The sequence below is a fragment of the Blautia sp. MCC269 genome (assembly GCF_018785655.1).
In the GTDB taxonomy this organism is placed as follows: Bacteria; Bacillota; Clostridia; order Lachnospirales; family Lachnospiraceae; genus Blautia_A.
Window position 1 is genome coordinate 77,123 of the sequence record NZ_WQQE01000011.1, and the last position, 18,942, is coordinate 96,064.

Annotated in this window: 19 protein-coding genes; all 19 read left to right on the forward strand. The window is 43.8% G+C overall.

The annotated features are described in order from the left end of the window. The first annotated feature begins 64 nt into the window (after positions 1 to 64). The 19 genes from GPK88_RS04515 to GPK88_RS04605 all read left to right on the forward strand — a co-directional run bounded on the left by GPK88_RS04515 (position 65) and on the right by GPK88_RS04605 (position 18,788). Positions 65 to 265, forward strand: a complete 201-nt coding sequence (locus tag GPK88_RS04515; protein ID WP_118609019.1) for a helix-turn-helix transcriptional regulator — start codon at positions 65 to 67, stop codon at positions 263 to 265. A 3-nt stretch (positions 266 to 268) separates the two neighbouring features. After that, positions 269 to 601, forward strand: coding sequence for a HipA N-terminal domain-containing protein (locus tag GPK88_RS04520; RefSeq protein WP_118608985.1), 333 nt, complete (start codon positions 269 to 271; stop codon positions 599 to 601). Beyond that, positions 598 to 1,557 (forward strand): HipA domain-containing protein, encoded by a 960-nt coding sequence (locus tag GPK88_RS04525; RefSeq protein ID WP_173771305.1) that lies wholly within the window; start codon positions 598 to 600, stop codon positions 1,555 to 1,557. Before GPK88_RS04520 ends, GPK88_RS04525 begins: the two co-directional genes overlap by 4 nt. A 156-nt stretch (positions 1,558 to 1,713) precedes the next feature. Then, entirely contained in the window at positions 1,714 to 2,235 is a 522-nt protein-coding gene (locus tag GPK88_RS04530) for a cysteine hydrolase family protein (RefSeq protein WP_148445555.1), read from the forward strand. Positions 2,236 to 2,614: 379 nt separating this feature from the next. Continuing rightward, positions 2,615 to 3,757, forward strand: coding sequence for a tyrosine-type recombinase/integrase (locus GPK88_RS04535; RefSeq protein ID WP_173771301.1), 1,143 nt, complete (start codon positions 2,615 to 2,617; stop codon positions 3,755 to 3,757). A 187-nt stretch (positions 3,758 to 3,944) separates the two neighbouring features. Continuing rightward, a complete protein-coding gene (locus GPK88_RS04540) occupies positions 3,945 to 5,660 on the forward strand; it encodes a DUF7601 domain-containing protein (RefSeq protein ID WP_173771299.1) in 1,716 nt (571 codons plus the stop codon). A gap of 13 nt (positions 5,661 to 5,673) precedes the next feature. Continuing rightward, positions 5,674 to 6,045, forward strand: coding sequence for a hypothetical protein (locus tag GPK88_RS04545; protein WP_148445549.1), 372 nt, complete (start codon positions 5,674 to 5,676; stop codon positions 6,043 to 6,045). Further along, complete coding sequence (gene lepB / locus GPK88_RS04550; protein WP_173771297.1) at positions 6,045 to 6,590, forward strand: signal peptidase I; 546 nt, start codon at positions 6,045 to 6,047, stop codon at positions 6,588 to 6,590. Before GPK88_RS04545 ends, lepB begins: the two co-directional genes overlap by 1 nt. Positions 6,591 to 6,696: 106 nt before the next feature. Further along, positions 6,697 to 7,671, forward strand: coding sequence for a DUF7601 domain-containing protein (locus tag GPK88_RS04555; protein WP_173771295.1), 975 nt, complete (start codon positions 6,697 to 6,699; stop codon positions 7,669 to 7,671). Between the two features lie 30 nt (positions 7,672 to 7,701). Further along, complete coding sequence (srtB, locus tag GPK88_RS04560; RefSeq protein WP_173771293.1) at positions 7,702 to 8,475, forward strand: class B sortase; 774 nt, start codon at positions 7,702 to 7,704, stop codon at positions 8,473 to 8,475. A 7-nt stretch (positions 8,476 to 8,482) separates the two neighbouring features. Next, the gene (locus GPK88_RS04565) at positions 8,483 to 9,220 is read left to right on the forward strand and encodes a streptococcal pilin isopeptide linkage domain-containing protein (RefSeq protein WP_118609257.1); all 738 of its coding nucleotides are present in this window, start codon (positions 8,483 to 8,485) and stop codon (positions 9,218 to 9,220) included. Between the two features lie 69 nt (positions 9,221 to 9,289). Then, a complete protein-coding gene (locus GPK88_RS04570; RefSeq protein WP_243279055.1) occupies positions 9,290 to 10,258 on the forward strand; it encodes an AP2/ERF family transcription factor in 969 nt (322 codons plus the stop codon). A gap of 169 nt (positions 10,259 to 10,427) precedes the next feature. Continuing rightward, complete coding sequence (locus GPK88_RS04575; protein WP_118608934.1) at positions 10,428 to 12,035, forward strand: response regulator transcription factor; 1,608 nt, start codon at positions 10,428 to 10,430, stop codon at positions 12,033 to 12,035. Between the two features lie 21 nt (positions 12,036 to 12,056). Continuing rightward, on the forward strand, positions 12,057 to 12,908 hold the full coding sequence (locus tag GPK88_RS04580; RefSeq protein ID WP_118608935.1) for a sensor histidine kinase: 852 nt from the start codon (positions 12,057 to 12,059) through the stop codon (positions 12,906 to 12,908). A 161-nt stretch (positions 12,909 to 13,069) separates the two neighbouring features. Further along, positions 13,070 to 13,972: a sugar ABC transporter ATP-binding protein gene (locus tag GPK88_RS04585; RefSeq protein ID WP_215707560.1), complete on the forward strand. Its 903-nt coding sequence runs from the start codon at positions 13,070 to 13,072 to the stop codon at positions 13,970 to 13,972. Between the two features lie 172 nt (positions 13,973 to 14,144). Next, entirely contained in the window at positions 14,145 to 15,455 is a 1,311-nt protein-coding gene (locus GPK88_RS04590; protein WP_173771287.1) for a substrate-binding domain-containing protein, read from the forward strand. Between the two features lie 98 nt (positions 15,456 to 15,553). After that, a complete protein-coding gene (locus tag GPK88_RS04595) occupies positions 15,554 to 16,471 on the forward strand; it encodes a sugar phosphate isomerase/epimerase family protein (RefSeq protein WP_118608939.1) in 918 nt (305 codons plus the stop codon). A 251-nt stretch (positions 16,472 to 16,722) separates the two neighbouring features. After that, on the forward strand, positions 16,723 to 17,202 hold the full coding sequence (locus GPK88_RS04600; RefSeq protein ID WP_173762840.1) for a PTS sugar transporter subunit IIA: 480 nt from the start codon (positions 16,723 to 16,725) through the stop codon (positions 17,200 to 17,202). A 113-nt stretch (positions 17,203 to 17,315) separates the two neighbouring features. Beyond that, positions 17,316 to 18,788: a PTS transporter subunit EIIC gene (locus tag GPK88_RS04605; RefSeq protein ID WP_215707561.1), complete on the forward strand. Its 1,473-nt coding sequence runs from the start codon at positions 17,316 to 17,318 to the stop codon at positions 18,786 to 18,788. The last annotated feature ends 154 nt before the right edge of the window (positions 18,789 to 18,942 follow it).

Below are 18,942 nucleotides of genomic sequence, written 5' to 3' on the forward strand. Positions count from 1 at the left end.
CGATCGGGATTGAATTGTAAATTTTAACTTGAAATTATACCCGATAGGGATTAATATGTTTATTATGAACAGGATTGGTAATTATATAAAAGAAGAAAGAAAAAAAGCTGGACTTACACAGGAAGAGTTTGCAATGCGTGCTGGCCTGGGGCTCAGATTTGTAAGAGAGCTGGAGCAGGGAAAAGAAACTGTGCGTCTGGATAAAGTAAATCAGGCATTGGCAATGTTCGGAAAAGAAGCTGTACCGGGTGAAAGGGAGGAATAGCAGGTGGAGTCGGAATATAGAAAAGGTTATGTATATATTCAAAATTGTTTTGCCGGAATAATTGCTGAAACAGAAGAAGGATATATTTTTTCGTATGATAAAAAATATTTAAAAAGAGAGGATGCGGTGGCGGTAAGCCTTACTCTACCTTTACGTGAAGCCCCATATGAAACAACCATTTTGTTTCCATTTTTTGATGGACTGATTCCTGAGGGCTGGCTTCTTGGCGTAGTCAGTCGAAACTGGAAAATTAATCAGAAGGACAGATTTGGTCTTTTACTGGCGGCATGCAGAGACTGTATCGGAGACGTTTGTATCAGAGGAGAAATAACATGAAATGTTTATGTTGTGGAAAAACGATCAATCAAAATGCAGCAGAATCAGAAAAAAAGTGGCAGTGGCATAAAAAATGTGTGGTAAATTTTTTTCATACAAAAGAAATGCCTGTTTTGGATATAACAAAAGAACAACTGGAATTTCTTGTAAATGAAACGGTTAATGAAGGATTAACTGTGCCAGGTGTTCAAAAGAAATTATCACTTCATTTATCAAGTGATATAGATGCAAGACTTACAATTGTAGATTATCCGACGGGTTATATATTAAAGCCGCAGACAGAAGAATTTGAAAATATGCCGGAATTTGAAGATCTTGCCATGCGACTTGCTGAGATCATGGGGATACAGACAGTGCCACATGCACTTATAAAAATGAATGGAGAGTATGCATATATTACAAAACGGATTGATCGGGAGATAACGGAAAAAGAAATCAAGTTATATGCAATGGAAGATTTTTGTCAGTTATCCTGTAGATTAACGCAAGATAAGTACAAAGGTTCTTATGAACAATGTGGCAGGATTATTAAGAAATATTCGACGACACCGGGACTGGATATGTCAGAATTGTTTTTACGTGTATTGGGCTCTTTTGTCATGGGAAATTCAGATATGCATTTGAAAAATTTTTCATTGAAAGAGACGGAACCTGGAAACAGGAAGTTTCAGCTGTCAAAAGCATATGATATGTTGCCTGTAAATATAATCATGCCGGAAGATAAAGAACAGCTTGCACTTACGATTAATGGAAAAAAACGAAATATTCATAAAAAAGAATTCCGGTTGTTGGCAGAAGCCTGTGGGATACCATCGAATGCAGCAGAACATATGCTGAAAAAAATATGTTCTAAGAAAGATAAATTTCTGAAGCAAATAGAGGAAGCATATCTGTCTGAGGAGAAGAAGGAAAACGTAAAGGAACTTATTTCAGAAAGGATTGAAATTTTGCAGTAAGTGGAGGAAACTGTCTGGCATGTTGGCAGAAAGCTGATGTGACAGAGATTTTTTATGAAGTTCTTTCGCTTGACATCTTCCGGTAGAGTATGCACAATAAAGATATTACAGATTTGTCGGGCAGAAATAAGTTATAAAAATAATGGGGTGACAAACATGCAGAACATTCTCATCGTAGTAGACATGCAAAATGATTTTATTGACGGCACACTTGGCACGAAGGAGGCTGTGGCCATTGTTCCGAAGGTGGAGGAGAAGATCCGAAATTTTGACGGAAAAGTATTCTTCACGAGAGATACCCATGAGACATATTATCTGGAAACACAGGAGGGGAAAAATCTTCCGGTTCCTCATTGTATCCGGGGGACAGATGGCTGGCAGATTCGGAAAGAACTGGATGTTCTGAGAAAAACAGAGCCAATTGATAAAGAAACTTTCGGTTCTACAGATCTTGCAGGGGAGCTGGTTACGATTAATGAGGATGAAGAAATTGGAAGCATTACCCTGGTAGGACTTTGTACAGATATCTGTGTGATTTCCAATGCACTTCTGATCAAGGCTTCTCTTCCTGAAGTTCCGATTTGTGTAGATGCCGCATGCTGTGCAGGCGTTACACCGGAGAGTCATGAGAATGCACTGAAAGCCATGGAGATGTGCCAGATCAAAATTCTCCGGTAAAAAAGACAGGATAATAAAAATAAAGAGAAAAATCAGAAATTCCCGCGTATATCAGGAAGGATATATGCGGGAATTTTTTACTTAAAAAATATAGTTATTTTAAGATAATTAACTGGTAAAATTTCACAGAGCACAATACTCTGTTTATATAAAGTTACCACTTTTTTTCTTAAAATTCAAGCTTTTAGCTCTGGAAAAACAGCTTTTTTGTCGTGGTTTTTCGTCAGATTTTACGGATAATATAGGGCTGCAAATGGGAAAGCAGCTGTAAAAGGAGGTAATACGCCGTCAGGATTATCGTCAGAAGGTACCTGGTGGTGGATAAAATATCTCATTTGTGATCAGACTATAAGAATTCTGTTTAACAGGAGGAAAAACAATGAGCAGAAAAGGAGAAAACATTTACAGGAGAAAAGACGGTCGCTGGGAAGCCAGGTATATCAAGGGCCACAGGCTGGATGGAAGGATCCATTATGGCTACTGTTATGGAAAAACATACCATGAAGCCAGGGACAAAATGAATCAGGCCCGTTTTGCGCTTATGAATAATCAGCCTCAGTCCGTGCGCGGAAGGAGAAAACATCTTTCCGATTATTGTGACGAATGGCTTTGCCTGAAACGGAGCAGCGTAAAGCCAGCTACTTTTGTAAAATATACAACGATTCTGGAAAAATACATCAAACCTGATCTGGGCGAATATTTTTCGGAAGCTGTCTCAGAAATACTTGTGGAGCAGTTCAGTTATCATCTGCTTCATGAGAAAAATCTTTCACAAAAAACAGTGCGGGATATTCTTTCCGTATTGAATTCCATTTTAGATTATACAGTAAAACAAAATCCGCTTGCCCGGTCTGTGGAAATCGTATATCCACGTGCAGAACAAAAAGAAATGCGTGTACTGACCGTTGAAGAGCAGAAAAGATTTACGGAATATCTTCTGAAAGATATGGACGTATGCCGGTTTGGCGTTTTGCTAGCACTTATGACCGGACTTCGAATCGGAGAACTCTGTGCCCTGAAGTGGGGAGATATTTCTCTGGAAGAAAAAGTCATTTATGTGCGTCACACCATGCAGCGCCTGAAAGATCTGAACCCTGTCAGTGAGGAAAAAACAAGAATTGTAACCGGCGGGCCAAAAAGCGGAAAATCTGCAAGAGTGATTCCCATGAATGAGGACATTGCAAATCTTTGCGCCCGGTGGAAAAAAGATAATCCGGATGCCTATATTCTGACCGGTAAAAAAGAGCAGTTTCTGGAACCGAGAACTTTGCAGTACAGGATGAAACTGTATACAGATGCCTGCAATCTGGAAGGTGTGCATTTCCATACTCTGCGCCACAGTTTTGCCACAAGATGTGTGGAGGCCGGTTTTGAAATCCGGAGTCTCTCGGAGATTCTGGGGCATTCCAGCACCAGGATTACTCTGGAATGTTATGTACACTCGTCTATGCGACTGAAGCGTGCAAATATGGAAAAACTGAAGTTGAAAACAGATGAAATGAAAAAAATTTTCAGACTGTAAATTTTTAAGAACCGTCAGAAATCGCCGTCAGAGACTGAAAAAAGGTTGATTTTCAGACAACTGCGAAAAATTTTACGCAGAGTATTGTGCTCTGCGAAAGAGCAGAAATACCGGCACGGACAAACAGTATGTATGAGCAGTGCCTGTTTTTTTGATTGCCATATCATACAAGAAGGAGGTATGAGGTATGATACATAGTCATTCATCTGGAAAACACAGCCTGCTGAAGAAGATGCTGGCGGTCTGTATTGCGTTTGCAATGATCTGCAGTGTTTCGATTTCAGCGTTTTCAGTAGAGGCCAGCAGCGAAAATACAGATGAAACAGTACAGTCTGTCATGACAGAGGAAGCGGGAGATCCGGAGGTAGCAGAGGCAGAGACGGACAGCGAACAGACGCCCGGGGAAGAACAGACGGAAGAACCGGAAGTCACTCCACCGGAAGATAATATGGAGAATCCGGATGCGGATAATGCGGAGCCGACCCCGTCAGAAGATAATGAGCAGCCAGCGGACCCGACTGTGACTGAGCAGCCGGAGGAGCCAACGGTGACGGAACAGCCAACTGCTACACCAACGCAGGTGGAAGAGCTGGAAAAGGATAAAGCAGATTCAGAGGTACAGACACAAGATGCGAAAGCAAAGTGGCCAACACCTACACCAGCATCCTCAACAACATATTCTGGGAAAGCAGCAATTTATTATCTTGCCAATCCTGCAGGAGATCCATGGACAAATGATACAGGAGCATGGGCACCGGCACAGGAAACAAGTAATACAATAGGAAATATTAATACAGATGGTGCAACCTGGGAAGATGGTTATGTAGGAAATACGGTTTACAAGGAGAAAAATATTAAATCAAATGTATCTAAGTATATTACTTCATGGCCGGATGGAAGTAAAGGTACAACCTGGACAGTAAAGCGTGGAGATGCGACTACTGGTTCATATTTCACATTTGTATTGGATTCAATCTGGGATAATTATAAAACTGCAATCAGTAAAGATACAGGGATTGCTCTTGGGGATCTTAATAAAGAAGATATTCTGGAGATTACATTAACGCCCCGTAAAATTTCACGTGACAATGGAGGAACATATCCATATCACATAGACTGTGCGCTGAGTATAAAAAGTAAAAGTGTATTTACCGCAAAATTCTGGGTAAAAGACCCGGGTGAGACGGACTACACACAGGTTGATGCGAAAAACTATAAAACTGGCGATTCTGTTGTCGAAACAACAAAAGCTGAGATAGGCAGTACAAAAGAAGTTAACGGAATAATCTATGTTCTGGATGGCTGGTATCCGGAAAATGAGACCGGAGGAGCTTACAAAGACCAGAAAATTACAAATTGGAATTATACCCCGAATGCCACAGAGTTGGCAGACGGTACCGTAAACTTCTATGCTCACTATATACCACTCTATACATCCGTAAATATCAAAAAGCTTGTAACCGGAAATATGGGAGATAAGAACAAACCCTTCCGTTTTACAGTCTCGGTAGTAAATGGAAATACTAATCTTCCATTTAAAATCGATGAGACACAGTATACAGGTTCAACGAAAATTACATTGTCAGATAACCAGACAAGAAAGCTGACACAAGTTCCGGTTGGAGCAACGGTGACAATTACGGAGGATGATTACAGCGGCAGCAGATATACAACTTCCTGTACAATAGACGGTTCTGCTTCTGCTGGTGACAGAATAGCGACAATATCCAATATTCAGCAATTGAATAACGATACCGCACATGAAGTCATTTTTACCAACAATAAAGAAGCCATTCCAGACACCGGTTTAAACCTTGGAACAACACCATATATTCTGGCGTTGGGAATTGTAGCCCTAGGTGCTGGGCTTCTGCTCTTCGGACGCAGAAAACGTCAGAGTTAAGGGCGGACATGCGATGAAGGAAAAAAAGACAGCAAAGAAAGGGAGCCGCAATGCACAGCCGGAGCGGCTTCCGGAAACAAATACAAAGGCGTTAAATCATGAGCAGGAAAAGCTGAGACAGTGGTTTCAGGAAGTAAAGTTCCGGAAGGTACTGTTTGGTGGAGTGGATGAGATCCAGCTCTGGAAAAAGCTGGAAGAGCTGAACCAGATCTACGAGACATCCTTAAGCGCAGAACGTGCACGTTACGATGCACTCCTTGCCGACCACCAGAGAAGCTGCAATGCCGTGATTCGCAAATATAAGAAACTTGCTGAAAGCAGGAATACCGGGCAGGATGCCGGAAAAGAAAAGGCAGACAGCTCCGGGGAAGAGGTGCGGGGGTGATGCGTGCTGAAAAAGATCAAACCTGTTCTCAGACAATCCGGAAAAGAAGATATTCTACAGAAATAAAGGAAGGCTACATCCGTCTTTTCTGGCGGATCGTGTTGATCGTGGCCGTTGGCTGGCTGCTGTTTACACAGGTTTTTCTTATAGGCCAGGCACCGGACAACGAAATGTTTCCGGCAGTGGACGCCGGAGATCTTCTCATCGGTTTTCGGATGGAACAGAATTTTGCAAAAAATGATGTCGTCGTCTATGAAGCCGGCGGCAAAACTCATGTGGGACGTATTCTGGGATGCGAGACGGATGTGGTTACAATGGATGACACAGGAACGCTTCTCGTAAACGGAACGGCCCAGACAGGAGAAATTGCATTTCCTACATATGCAAAGGAAGGGATCACATATCCCTATACAGTTCCGGAAGGCAGTGTATTTATTCTGGGAGATTACCGGACACAGGCAAAAGACAGCCGGGAATTCGGCCCCATCTCCACAGAGGATGTGAAGGCAAAAGTAATCACCATACTTCGAAGAAGGGAACTGTAAAAAACGGAACGGTTCTTCCATTTACGGGAGAACAACACAGTCAAAATGTATAAGCTGCTTTTTTATGAGCTTATAAATAAATTTATATTTCTAGGAGGATTTTCTTATGAAAAAGACAAAGAAACTGTTAGCATGTTTGATCGCAGCAGCCACCATGTTTACCATGGGAAGTACGGCGTTTGCGGCAGATACTACACCTACAGATCAGGAAACTGTTACTGTTAAGAAGGTTTACATGCTTACAAATGAAGGTACGACTTCTCCAGCAGAAACTTTCACATTAGAGCAGGTAGGGAAAGGTAGTGTATCAGACAGCGAGGCAACTACGGCTCCAGATCTTGGAACAATTACAGGTGCTGAATTTGCAAAGGGAGCAGCAACTGTTGATGGAACAACAGGAAATATAACAGTTGCATTGCCTGCTTATGACAATGTTGGTATTTATGAGTATACATTACGGGAAGTTGCAGGAACAAAAGCAGGTGTTAATTATTACGGAAATGATATTAAACTGAAAGTAACAGTAGTTAATGGGACAAATGGAAAACTTCGTATTGCAGCAGTTCATACAGAATCAACAGGAAAAAAATCTGATTCATTTGTAAACACCTATTCTGCAGGAACATTAGATATTTCCAAAACTGTTGAAGGTAATCTTGGTGATAAAGATAAGTATTTCGAGTTCAAAGTAACTTTAAGAGGTGTAGAAGGAAAAACATATGAAGAGTCTTATGCTGTAACAGGTGGAAGTGAAGGTGCAAGTAATCCTACATCTATTAAAATTGGCGAAGAGACAACTTTCAAACTGAAACATGGTGATACAATTAGCATTAAAAATCTCCCATATGGAGTAAGCTATACTGTTACTGAGACAGCTGCTGCAGGATATACCACAACAAGAAATGGTGACGACAGTACTGTAAATGCTGCTGATCAGAAAGTAGAATTTACCAATACTAGAACTGGCAACGTCGACACAGGCGTCAACCTCACAACCCTCCCATACATCCTCGTATTCGCAGGTGTAATCGTAATCGCAGGTGCAGCATTCATCACCAGAAGACGCAAATTCGAAGACTAATGATTATTCAGGCAGCAGAGAGGAGGCAGTATGAACGCATCTAAGTTTTTCCTGAAAGCAGCCAACTCTCTGATCACTGCCATTGTGGCATTGTTTCTGATCCTTGCAGCGGCATATTCCGGATACGCACTCTGGGATAATGCACAGGTTTATGCAGCCGTGGATGATGTTCAGTCTGAGCTTATGAAACTGAAGCCGGACCCGGAACAGAAGGATGGGGGAGCTTCTTTTGAGGAACTTCGAAAGATTAATCCGGATGTCTGCGGATGGATCACACTGGATCATACAAAAATTGATTATCCGATTCTACAGGGAGAAGATAACCTGACCTACATCAACACCGATGTATACGGCGATTTTGCACTGTCAGGAAGCATCTTCCTGGATTCAGGCTGTGATAACACATTCCAGGGAAAATATTCCCTGCTGTATGGCCATCACATGGCCAACCACAAGATGTTTGGTGATCTGGATCTCTATAGAAAAAAGAAGTTTTTTGACAAAAACACCACAGGCACCCTGATTCTCCTTGACCGTTCCTACAAGCTGGAAATTTTTGCATGTATGCAGGTTTCCGCTTCTGAGGATTCAATTTTTAACAGTGGGAAATGGCAGGCAGACACCAGCGGGCTTGTGGATTTTGTCAGAAAGAATGCAGAAAATATCCATCAGAAAACCATGGATCAGATTGGAAAGTCCGAAGATTTTTCTCAGATACTGGCAATGTCAACCTGCTCTTCGGAATTTACAGATGCAAGAACAGTTCTTCTGGCGGTAATGAAACCTTATTCGCCGGAGACGTAAGGAGGGGATGAAGACGAATATACGAAAATTTCCGGCAGTGCTCCTGCTTGCGGTTCTGTGCCTGACAGTTTTTCCGATTTCAGCTATGGCAGCTGGAGTTGCGGAAGTAAAGATTCCTGTCAGCGTGGAATTGTCAGGTGAGAAGCCATCTCCGGACGAAACTTATACGATCATTCTTCAGGGTGAGGACGAAGCGCCCATGCCGGAAGAAAACATATTGACAGTAACAGGAGCCGGGAAAGCGGAATTTCCGGCAGTGAGCTATTCTGTGCCGGGTGTGTACTGCTACACAGTTTCCCAGCAGCCGGGCAGCCTGAAAAAAGGCCATTATGACTCCACCGTTTATTACGTAAAAGTGACAGTAACAAACGGAGACTCCGGCGAGCTGGAAGCGGTTGTTGCCGCACATACAGATGCGCAGATGGTCAGTGAAAAACAGGACATCACATTTGTGAATACCTATGATCCTGCGGACACACCAACACCAACGCCGGAAAATACACCGACACCGTCTCCTGCATATACACCGACCAGTACACCGGCAACTCCGGTGACAACGACTCCAGATAAAACTGGCAGCAACCCAACTGCTTCAGGAACTTCTTCCAGTCATGTAAAATCCATGCCAAAAACCGGTGATAATACCAATATCGGAAAATGGATCGCAGTAATCTGCGTTTCCGGATGTGCGGTATTACTTATAATCGGTTTTGCCAGAAAAAAACAGAAGACGGATAAAAAATAAAATCTGAACAGCGGTGCGGCCGAAAAAAATTTTCTACCGTACCGCTGTTTTTTGTAAGGGATGAAGAATATGAACAGGGGACTTGAGCTGGAAGGCCAGAGATTTGGACATCTGACTGTGCTGAAAAGACTGGATGAACGTGAGAACCGGTACATTATGTGGCTGTGCCGTTGTGACTGCGGGAATGAAATAAAAGTAAATACAAGGCGTCTGGTGAGAGGAACCGTGGATAACTGTGGATGTATTCTGGAAAAAACGGCCAGACGTGGACCGGTGGCAGAAGACCTTACAGGTCAGAGATTCGGGAAACTTGTGGCAGTAAGAAGGATTCGGAGCCAGAACGGAAGAACCAGATGGGAATGCCGCTGTGACTGTGGAAATATCCATATCGTTACCGCACATGCGCTGAAAGCTGGAAAGTGTACCAGCTGTGGCTGCAGTCGTTACGAAAAGGGAAGGGGAGTCACAGATATCAGCGGCCAGAAATTCGGACGTCTGACTGCGCTTTACCACACAGATAAACGGAGCAAAAAAGGCTCAGTATTCTGGCATTGCCGCTGCGACTGTGGAAATGAAGTGGAGGTCACAGAAGACGGGCTTCTTCACGGCAATTACAAAAGTTGTGGCTGCCTGCGCCAGGAAATCTGGAAAGAACTTCCGGGGCAGCTTCATATGGTTGATGGAACCTGCGTGGAAATGCTGGAAAAGAGAAAACACCGCAGTGACAATACCAGCGGTTTTCGTGGAATCTACCATATGAATAATGGAAAGTACCGTGCCACCATAGGATTTAAGGGGAAGAGATTTTATATAGGAACATTTAAGAATTATGAAGATGCAGTACAGGCACGCCTGGAAGCAGAAAATACCATTCACGGAGGTTTTGTCCAGGCCTGGTATACCTGGAACAGCCTTGCGGAAAAAGATCCGAAGTGGGCCGAAGAACATCCACTGGTATACGAAATTGAGAGGGTAAACGGAGAGTTTCAGGTAATCACAAACATGAACCGGCAGATGGAGTTACCGGTCCATAAATAAACAGAAATCAGAACAGGCCGGAAAGACAATCATCAGTCTTTCCGGCCTGTTTTTCTGAAATATTTTGTAATATAATCTGGATGAAAAAATATAAGGTGCGTGATATAATTTCTGTAATATATAACAGTTATTTTTGCTGAAATAAAAGGAAACATATCTGGGGGAAATTATGCTGAAAGTAATCATTGCAGATGATGAGCCGAAGGTAAATCTTTTGTTGCAGAAGATTGTGGACTGGGAAAAACTGGGGTACCAGATCGCGGGAACTGCCAATGACGGGGAAAGAGCACTTCAGCTTATTGAGGAAGAAAAGCCGGATGTTCTGATGACAGATATCCGGATGCCGGGAGTGGATGGAATGGAGCTCATCCGGCGGGCAAAGGAACTGCGGCCGGATCTGGTTTTTATCGTGGTAAGCGGGTACCGGCAGTTTGAGTACGCACAGACTGCGCTGAAATACGGAGTGACCGATTATCTTCTGAAACCGGTAAATGCGGAAGAACTGACGCAGCTTCTCATCCGAATCCGTGAGGAAGAGGAGAAAAAGAGACGTCTGGATAACTGGACAGCGTCTGTGGACCGGCAGCTTCGTGAAAACGAGTGGAAGAAACGGGAACAGCTGGTAGATAATCTGCGGGAATACGCACAGGAAAACAGGGAGCTGAACGGTTATGAAAGCCTGAATCAGGAATATGGCTGTGATTTTCATGAAGGCACTTATCAGGTGATCATTATAAAACCGGATATTCCTTCTGCGGAAGAACATGGGGATGCATACAGGATCATGATGAAACGGTCGCTGTCTGTAGTTCAGAAAGCGCTGGAACAGTTTGCGGATGAATCTGCGGCGGCTGTTCATGCGGAGGGGATCATGGTTGTGATCTATAAGGAAAAGTATGATCCGGTACAGCTGCGCCAGTTTCTTACACGAGTCCGCAGAGAGATTGAAAATCAGAGAGATCTTTTCTGGGGAATCATTGTCACCATGGCAATGGGTGGCGAAAAACACAGGATCCAGGAGCTTCCACAGTCCATGAAAGAAGCCGTACAGCTCTGCAAGAATCGCATCACCGGTGGAAAAGGCGGCTGGCTTTCCTGGGATGCCGGCGACAATGAGACAAGGGAAGATTATGAGATGCTTCCGGAGGAACGGAAATATTTCCAGGAGATCGGAGAATATCTGGACAGCAAAAAAATCTCCATGGAGGTTGCCAGAACAGAAGGGATCATGACAGCTCGCAGGGCATCCGGAAGTCAGATCTATGACTGCTATATGGAAATTTCCGATGCAGTCCTCACAGGAATCCGTCAGAATGAAAAACTGGATATCGACAAAATCCGAAAAGATCTGATCTATGGATTTTACAGGTGTACCACAACCTCCGAGGCGTTTGGTTTCCTGAGAGAATATATTTCCGATCTGATCGAAAACTTTGAGAAGAAAAAAGAAACAAAAGAGCAGAAACCCATCACAGAAGCCAGAAAATATATCCAGGAGCATTACCTGGAGCCTCTGAAGCTGGAAGATGTAAGTAAACACATCGGATTTAACGCTACATATTTTTCTTCGGTTTTCAAGAAGGAAACAGGGAAGAACTTTCTGGACTATGTGACAGAGCTTCGCATGAACAAGGCAAAACAGCTCCTCTGCAGTGGTGAGATGTCTGTGAATGATGTGGCAGAGGCTGTAGGCTATCAGGACCTGAAATATTTTTCCAGATTGTTCAAAAAGAATGCCGGGATCAGCCCGTCCGATTATAAGAAAATGTATCAATAGGAGGAGGCCTGTGAGAGTGCAATGAGCCGTTTTATGACATACATTCGTTTTATTAAAAAACTGAAGCAGTTTCATAAAAATCGAAATTTGGAAAATGTGCTTCGGGAGGACTGGTCGTCATGCAGAGAGCTGGAAGAATTCTGCAGGGATATCACAAGCATCACGGAGGCCGGACCGGAAATGCGTTTTCAACAGAAGCAGGCGGAGTATCTGGCACTGCAGAACCAGATCAATCCTCATTTTCTTTATAATACCCTGGAAGCCATACGTGCGGATGCCCTGATCGCAGGTGTGGATCAGATTGCAGATACCACAGAAGCGCTGGCTACCTTTTTCCGTTATACCATCACGGATGTGGAACGGCTTGTGACCTTGTCTGATGAGCTGGAAAATGTGGAAGATTATTTTACCATTCAGAAATTCCGCTTCGGTGATCGGATGAATCTGGAACTGGAACTGAACGATGAGGAGCTCTTAAGCGCCAGGATGCCAAGGCTTGTGCTGCAGCCTCTTGTGGAAAATGCGGTTGCCCATGGCCTGGAAGAAAAGACAGGAGAGGGAACCGTGAAGGTGGTAGTGGAAAGCAGCCGAAATGTTCTTTATATTTATGTAAAGGATGATGGTGTAGGTATGGATACCGAACAGATGGAGAAACTCAACGAAATCTTTTCTGCGCAGAACCGTACCAGGAAACGCTTTGGAGATGGCAGGAACCGAAAGGGTGGTATTGCACTTCCCAATGTAAACAGCCGCATTAAGCTGCTGTTTGGAGAAGATTACGGACTGCATGTGTTCAGTTCGGAAGGAATGGGAACCGAGATCCGCATGCTTCTCCCGCTGATCTACGATGACGGAGAAATCAATCTGAGGTAGCGTAAATAAAAGAAGAACTTCTTAGAATTGAAAATGGCCTTCTGCCTGTAAAAAATAAAAAGATCATTCTGGATCTGGAAATTTCCAGAGGAGAATGCGTGGGAATTTTTCCGGACAGTATCTCGGACTCGGATATGATCCTGAATTTTTTTCGCGGGACTATGGATCTGAAAACGGGAAAAACATTTATCTGTGAGGAACAGGCGGACAGTATGTCCATACACAGGGAGATTTCCAACCGGGTTGCGGTTCTGGAGAGAAAAACCAATTATTCGCCGGAACTGACAGTAGGAGATTATCTTTTTTCCCTGAAAGGAAATCTTGGGATCAGGGACCGCAGGGAAATGAAGAAAAGGTTCAAAAGCCAGGAGGCTTTGGAAATGAAGGAGCTGCTGTGTGGGGAAATTGACTGGAAGGACCGCATCCGGGATCTAAGCCCCATTGATTATGGAAGGGTATTTTTGTTCCAGTCCTGGCTGTATGATGTGGATATCCTGGTTTTCAGTTTCCTGACAGAGTATCTCCGGCCTGATGATATCGAACGTTTTATGGAATACAGCGAGCTTCTTCTCCAGAGAGGAAAGGCTGTTTATATTCAGGATCAGAGTTATGAATTTCTGTTCCGCTACGCCGGAAGGATCGATATCCTGAAAAAAGGTCTGATCTGTTACCGGCTTAGTGTGGATGAGTATGAAAAAGAAAAACTGTATACAGCAGCTTCTGGTGTATGGAAAGGCGCTGTACCGGTCACGGCAGGAAAAGGAAGGATCATTCTGGAAATGGATCATATAAAATTTCATGATCAGGAAGAGGAACCTTTTTCACTGAAGGTCAGAAGCGGAGAGATCGCGGTGATCCGTGACAACGATTACAAAACAGCCAGCAGATTGGTAAACACGCTGGCCGGCAAACAGAGATGGAGAGAAGGAGAAATCCGCATTAACGGAGAAAAAGCAACCCCCGGAATTCTGAAAAATTACCTTGGAAAAAAGATCGGCATCCAGACCTCTGTTACCAGCAGATGTAACAACAAAGAGTTCTTAAATCGCCTGCGTATTGTGTGAAAAATATAAAAATCCAAAAATCATCCCCCCTGATATGAAAAATGTCGGTTGGAAAGTGAGCATAAATTGTTTAATATATGCTCATAAACAAACCAAAACATTATCAGGAGGGATTTTTAATTCCCCTGTATGGTTATTAAGCGAGGAAAAAGGAGAGGAAGGGAGAAAATCTATGGAATATGTTCTTGAGCTGAAAAACATCTATAAGTCATTTCCGGGTGTGAAGGTTCTCGAGGATGTTACCCTTCAGGTCAGACCAGGTGAGGTACACGCCCTGATGGGTGAAAATGGTGCCGGTAAATCCACACTGATGAAGATTCTAATGGGAATTTACAAGGCAGACCAGGGAAGTATCTTTCTGGAAGGTAAAGAAACTGTCATACACGGGCCGAAGGATGCCATGAGCAAAGGAATTTCCATGATCCATCAGGAGCTGAACACAGTGCTGGACATGGAAGTGGCAGAGAATGTTTTTGTTGGAAGAGAGCTTCTTAAAAAAGGATTTGAGAAGCTGAAGATCGTGGATATCGCCAGAATGAGAGAGGAGACCGGCAAATATTTCCGGGAAATGAATATCGATATTGATCCCCGGGCAAAGATGCGTACCTTAAGTGTAGCGGAAATGCAGCTGGTAGAGATTGTAAAGGCAATCTCACTGAATTCCAGGATCATTGTTATGGACGAGCCTACATCCGCCATCACAGAGAAAGAAGCAACTGTACTTTTTGCACAGATCGAAAGACTGAAAAAACAGGGTGTTGCCATTATCTATATTTCTCATAAGATGGATGAGATCTTCCGGATCTCAGATACCATCACAGTTTTAAGAGATGGTCAGTGGATTGGAACCAAACCGGCAAAAGAGGCAGGCGTTAATGTCGTTATCGTAAACCAGAGAATCAGTGATCCGGAAGCTGCTGACTGCTATGTAGGTGCAGATGCGGCAACCACAGGTTCCAAACTGATGGAAGAGGTTATGAAGGACATCGACGGAAAAGGTAATGTAGCTCTTCTTCTTGGACCTATGGGTTCTGACGGACAGGTTGGACGTTCTGAAGGCTTTGACCAGGTACTTGCAGATTATCCGGATGTAACCGTAGCATTCCAGGATACTGCAGAGTGGCAAACAGAGCCGGCACTTACCATTGTTGAGAACTGGCTGAACGCAGGAAAAGAGATCAGCGCAGTAGTTGCACAGAATGACAGTATGGCTGTAGGTGCTGCGAAAGCCATTGCAGATGCACAGAAGACAGGTGAGATCAAAGTATATGGAATCGATGCTACATCGGAAGGACTTCAGGCAGTTCTGGATGGAAAGCTTCAGGGAACCATGGCACAGGGTACTGCTGACCAGGGAAAATTTGCAGCAGATGCATGCGCAGACCTTCTGGATGGCAAGGAAGTTGATTCCGAGACCATCGTAGATAACGTATACTACACAGCAGACAATGCTCAGGAAGCACTGGATGCCATTGCAAAATAAGTAAAACAGAGATATGCGAAATATATGAAAACGGGCGGAAGGCGGGAAGGTAAATTTCCCGCCTTCTGTTTTAACTGAGAAATTGGGAGGGTTTTAACATGAAAATTGCATTTGATGTAGATGTTCTGGCAAAACAGATGGATATCAACCGTATGGTCCACCAGGTTGCTGACTGGGGTTACAAATATATTGAACAGTCTCCGCACCCCAGGATCAATCCTTTTTACAAGCATCCGCTTTTTTCGAAGGAATGTGAAATGGAATACCGGGATGCGCTGCGTGAGACCGGCGTGGAGATTTCTTCCTTCATCTGTGTCTACCGCTGGTCCGGCCCTACAGAGGAGGAGCGTCAGTTTGCAGTTGCCAATTGGAAAAAAATGATCGAGATCGCAGTAAACATGGGAGTTCCTGTGATCAATACCGAGCTTTCCGGTGATCCGAACCAGGCAGAGATCTGCAACGGTATGTGGTTCCGTTCCATGGAAGAACTTCTTCCGATCATTGAAAAAGAAGGCCTTCGTGTGGAGATCCAGTCTCATCCCTATGATTTCTGTGAGCTGAATAATGAAACCTGCGATATGGTAAAATCCTTCCGTTCCAAAAATCTGGGTTACGTATATTCTTCCCCTCACGGATTTTTCTACGATCAGGGAAAGGGTGATGTGGAAAGCATGCTGAAATATGCAGGCGATGAACTGACCCATGTGCTTTTTGCAGATACCTTTAATCAGACTATGGACTGCCGCTACATTCTGAATCCGCCGTCACTGAACGGAAGGGGAAAAGCAGATGTGACGGTGCACCAGCATCTGGCCATGGGCGAGGGAGATGTTGATTTTGACGGTATCTTCCGTACCTTAAGAGAAATGGATTTTGCAAAGAAGCAGCTTGCACCGGATGCCCCGAAGGTGGGTGGTGACAATATCGCCTGTGTATCCATGTTCGGCTTCCCCGAGAAGATGAACAAGCAGGCTCCGGAGGCGAGAGAAAGGATCGAAAAAGAACTGCTGAAGTAAACTGAATATTCTTGCATAAGCTGTCGCATTAATGTGCTACAGCTTATTTTTTTGAAAAATACCGATAAAAATGTGGACAAAACCAAAAATAATGGTTAATATATACACATGCCTAAAAAACAAAATATGAAAATTATGCGAAATATATAATATAAACCCGGCGTTGATAAAAAATATATAGATATATTTACAAATCAACATCACGGATATCAATACCTGAGGAAGTGGGAAAACAACGGGAGGAAGAGGATATGTTGAAATTTTTTAAAGGAAAAGATAAAGGAAATTTAATTTATGCACCCTGTAAGGGTAGAGTGGTTCCCCTTGCGGAGGTTCCGGATCCGGTCTTTGCGGATAAGGTACTGGGTGACGGTTTTGCCGTGATCCCGGCAGACGGCAGGATATATGCTCCGGCAGACGGTGAGGTGGCAATGGTATTTGATACTCTTCATGCTGTTACGCTGACAAGTACTCAGGGAGCAGAAATACTGATACATATCGGACTGGATACAGTCACACTTAAGGGCGAACCCTTTAAAGCCCACGTTGCAGCAGGTGACAAGGTCAAAAAAGGTGACCTTCTGATAGAAGCTGATCTGGATAAAATCGAGAAAGCCGGTTTAAACACAATTATCCCGGTTCTGATCTGCAACACAGATGATTACGGAAAGATAAGCCTCCAGAAGGAGGGGGATGTTTCGACAGAAGAAGCAGTCCTCAAGCTTTCATGATCATCTTCATGCAGCTGACAGGCTTATAACAGCCCGGAGATAGTAGCAATTTTCGGGGTGTTATAACCGGAGTGATCCGGTCAAATATATTTATTTTAAGGGAGGGGAAATATATGAAATTTCTTCAAAAACTGGGAAAAGCGTTAATGCTTCCGGTGGCAGTACTGCCAATCTGTGGTATCCTCATGGGTATCGGATACTGGTTATGTCCGGCAACCATGCAGGGTGGAGACATTCACGGCGCAGCCAATCTGATCGGTCTGTTTCTGGTTAAGGCAGGCGGAGCTCTGATCGACAACATGGCAATCCTTTTTGCTATCGGTGTCGGTGTCGGTATGTCAGAAAAGAATGACGGAACCGGCGGAATCGCTGCACTTGCATCCTGGCTGATGCTCACAACACTTCTTTTTACAGGATTTGTTACAACCATCATGCCATCAATCGCTGACAATGCAACAAAAACTCTTGCGTTTGACAAAATTGCGAATCCTTTTATCGGAATCCTTGCCGGTATCATCGGATCTACATGCTATAACAAATTCAAGAGCACCAAGCTTCCTGACTGGCTGTCATTCTTCAGCGGCAAGCGCTGCGTAGCGATCATCGCAGGAGTGGTTTCCATTATCGTATCTGTTGTATTACTGTTTGTATGGCCATTACTTTTCAGTGCACTTGTAGCATTAGGAAAAGCAGTTGCAGGTATGGATGTTGTTGGTGCAGGTATCTATGCATTCCTGAACCGTCTGCTGATCCCTACCGGATTACATCACGCACTGAACAATGTATTCTGGTTTGACACCATCGGACTTGGTGATCTTCAGCACTTCTGGGCAGGTGAAACCTCTGCAGATGTATCCTGGAGCCTTGGAATGTACATGTCCGGATTCTTCCCATGTATGATGTTTGGTATTCCTGGTGCAGCACTTGCAATGGTTAAATGTGCGAAACCTGCAAAGAAAAAAGTTGCCATCGGTCTTGTTGCATCCGCAGCGATCTGTGCATTTATCTGTGGTGTAACTGAGCCGTTCGAGTTTGGATTTATGTTCCTTGCTCCTGGCCTCTATGTGATCTATGCATTACTTTACGGTATCTTCACCATGATCACAGTTGCTCTTGGCTTCCGTGCAGGCTTTAGCTTCTCCGCCGGTGCGATGGATTTACTTTTCTCATCCTCACTTCCGGCAGCACAGAAGACATGGCTCATCCTTCCTCTTGGAATCGCAGCATTCATCGTATTCTATGTTGTATTCCTTTTTGCCATCAAGAAATTTGATCTGAAGACTCCGGGAAGAGAAGACGATGACGATCTTGAGGCAGAGAAGAATATCGAGCTTGCAAATGATGACTATACTGCTATTGCTGCGAAGATCCTCGAAGGCTGTGGCGGAAAAGAGAACATCACAAGCATCGATAACTGCATCACAAGACTGAGACTTGAGGTTAAGGATATTACAGCTGTAAATGATAAGGTGATCAAATCTGCAGGTGTTGCAGGCGTGATCAAACCTGGAAAAACTTCTGTACAGGTTATCATCGGAACCAAGGTTCAGTTTGTTGCAGATGCATTTTCTGCGCTTTGTAAATAATGGCTTTTTTGGAGTTAGGTATTTGTTAAAATAATTATGGGGGCAGCAGAACTGTGAAAACGGTTCTGCTGCTGTTTTTGTGTGACAGTAAAAATAAACCCCCTGCTATGCAGGGGGAGGGAAGATCTTTAGATATAAGTAATCTCCTGTGTTA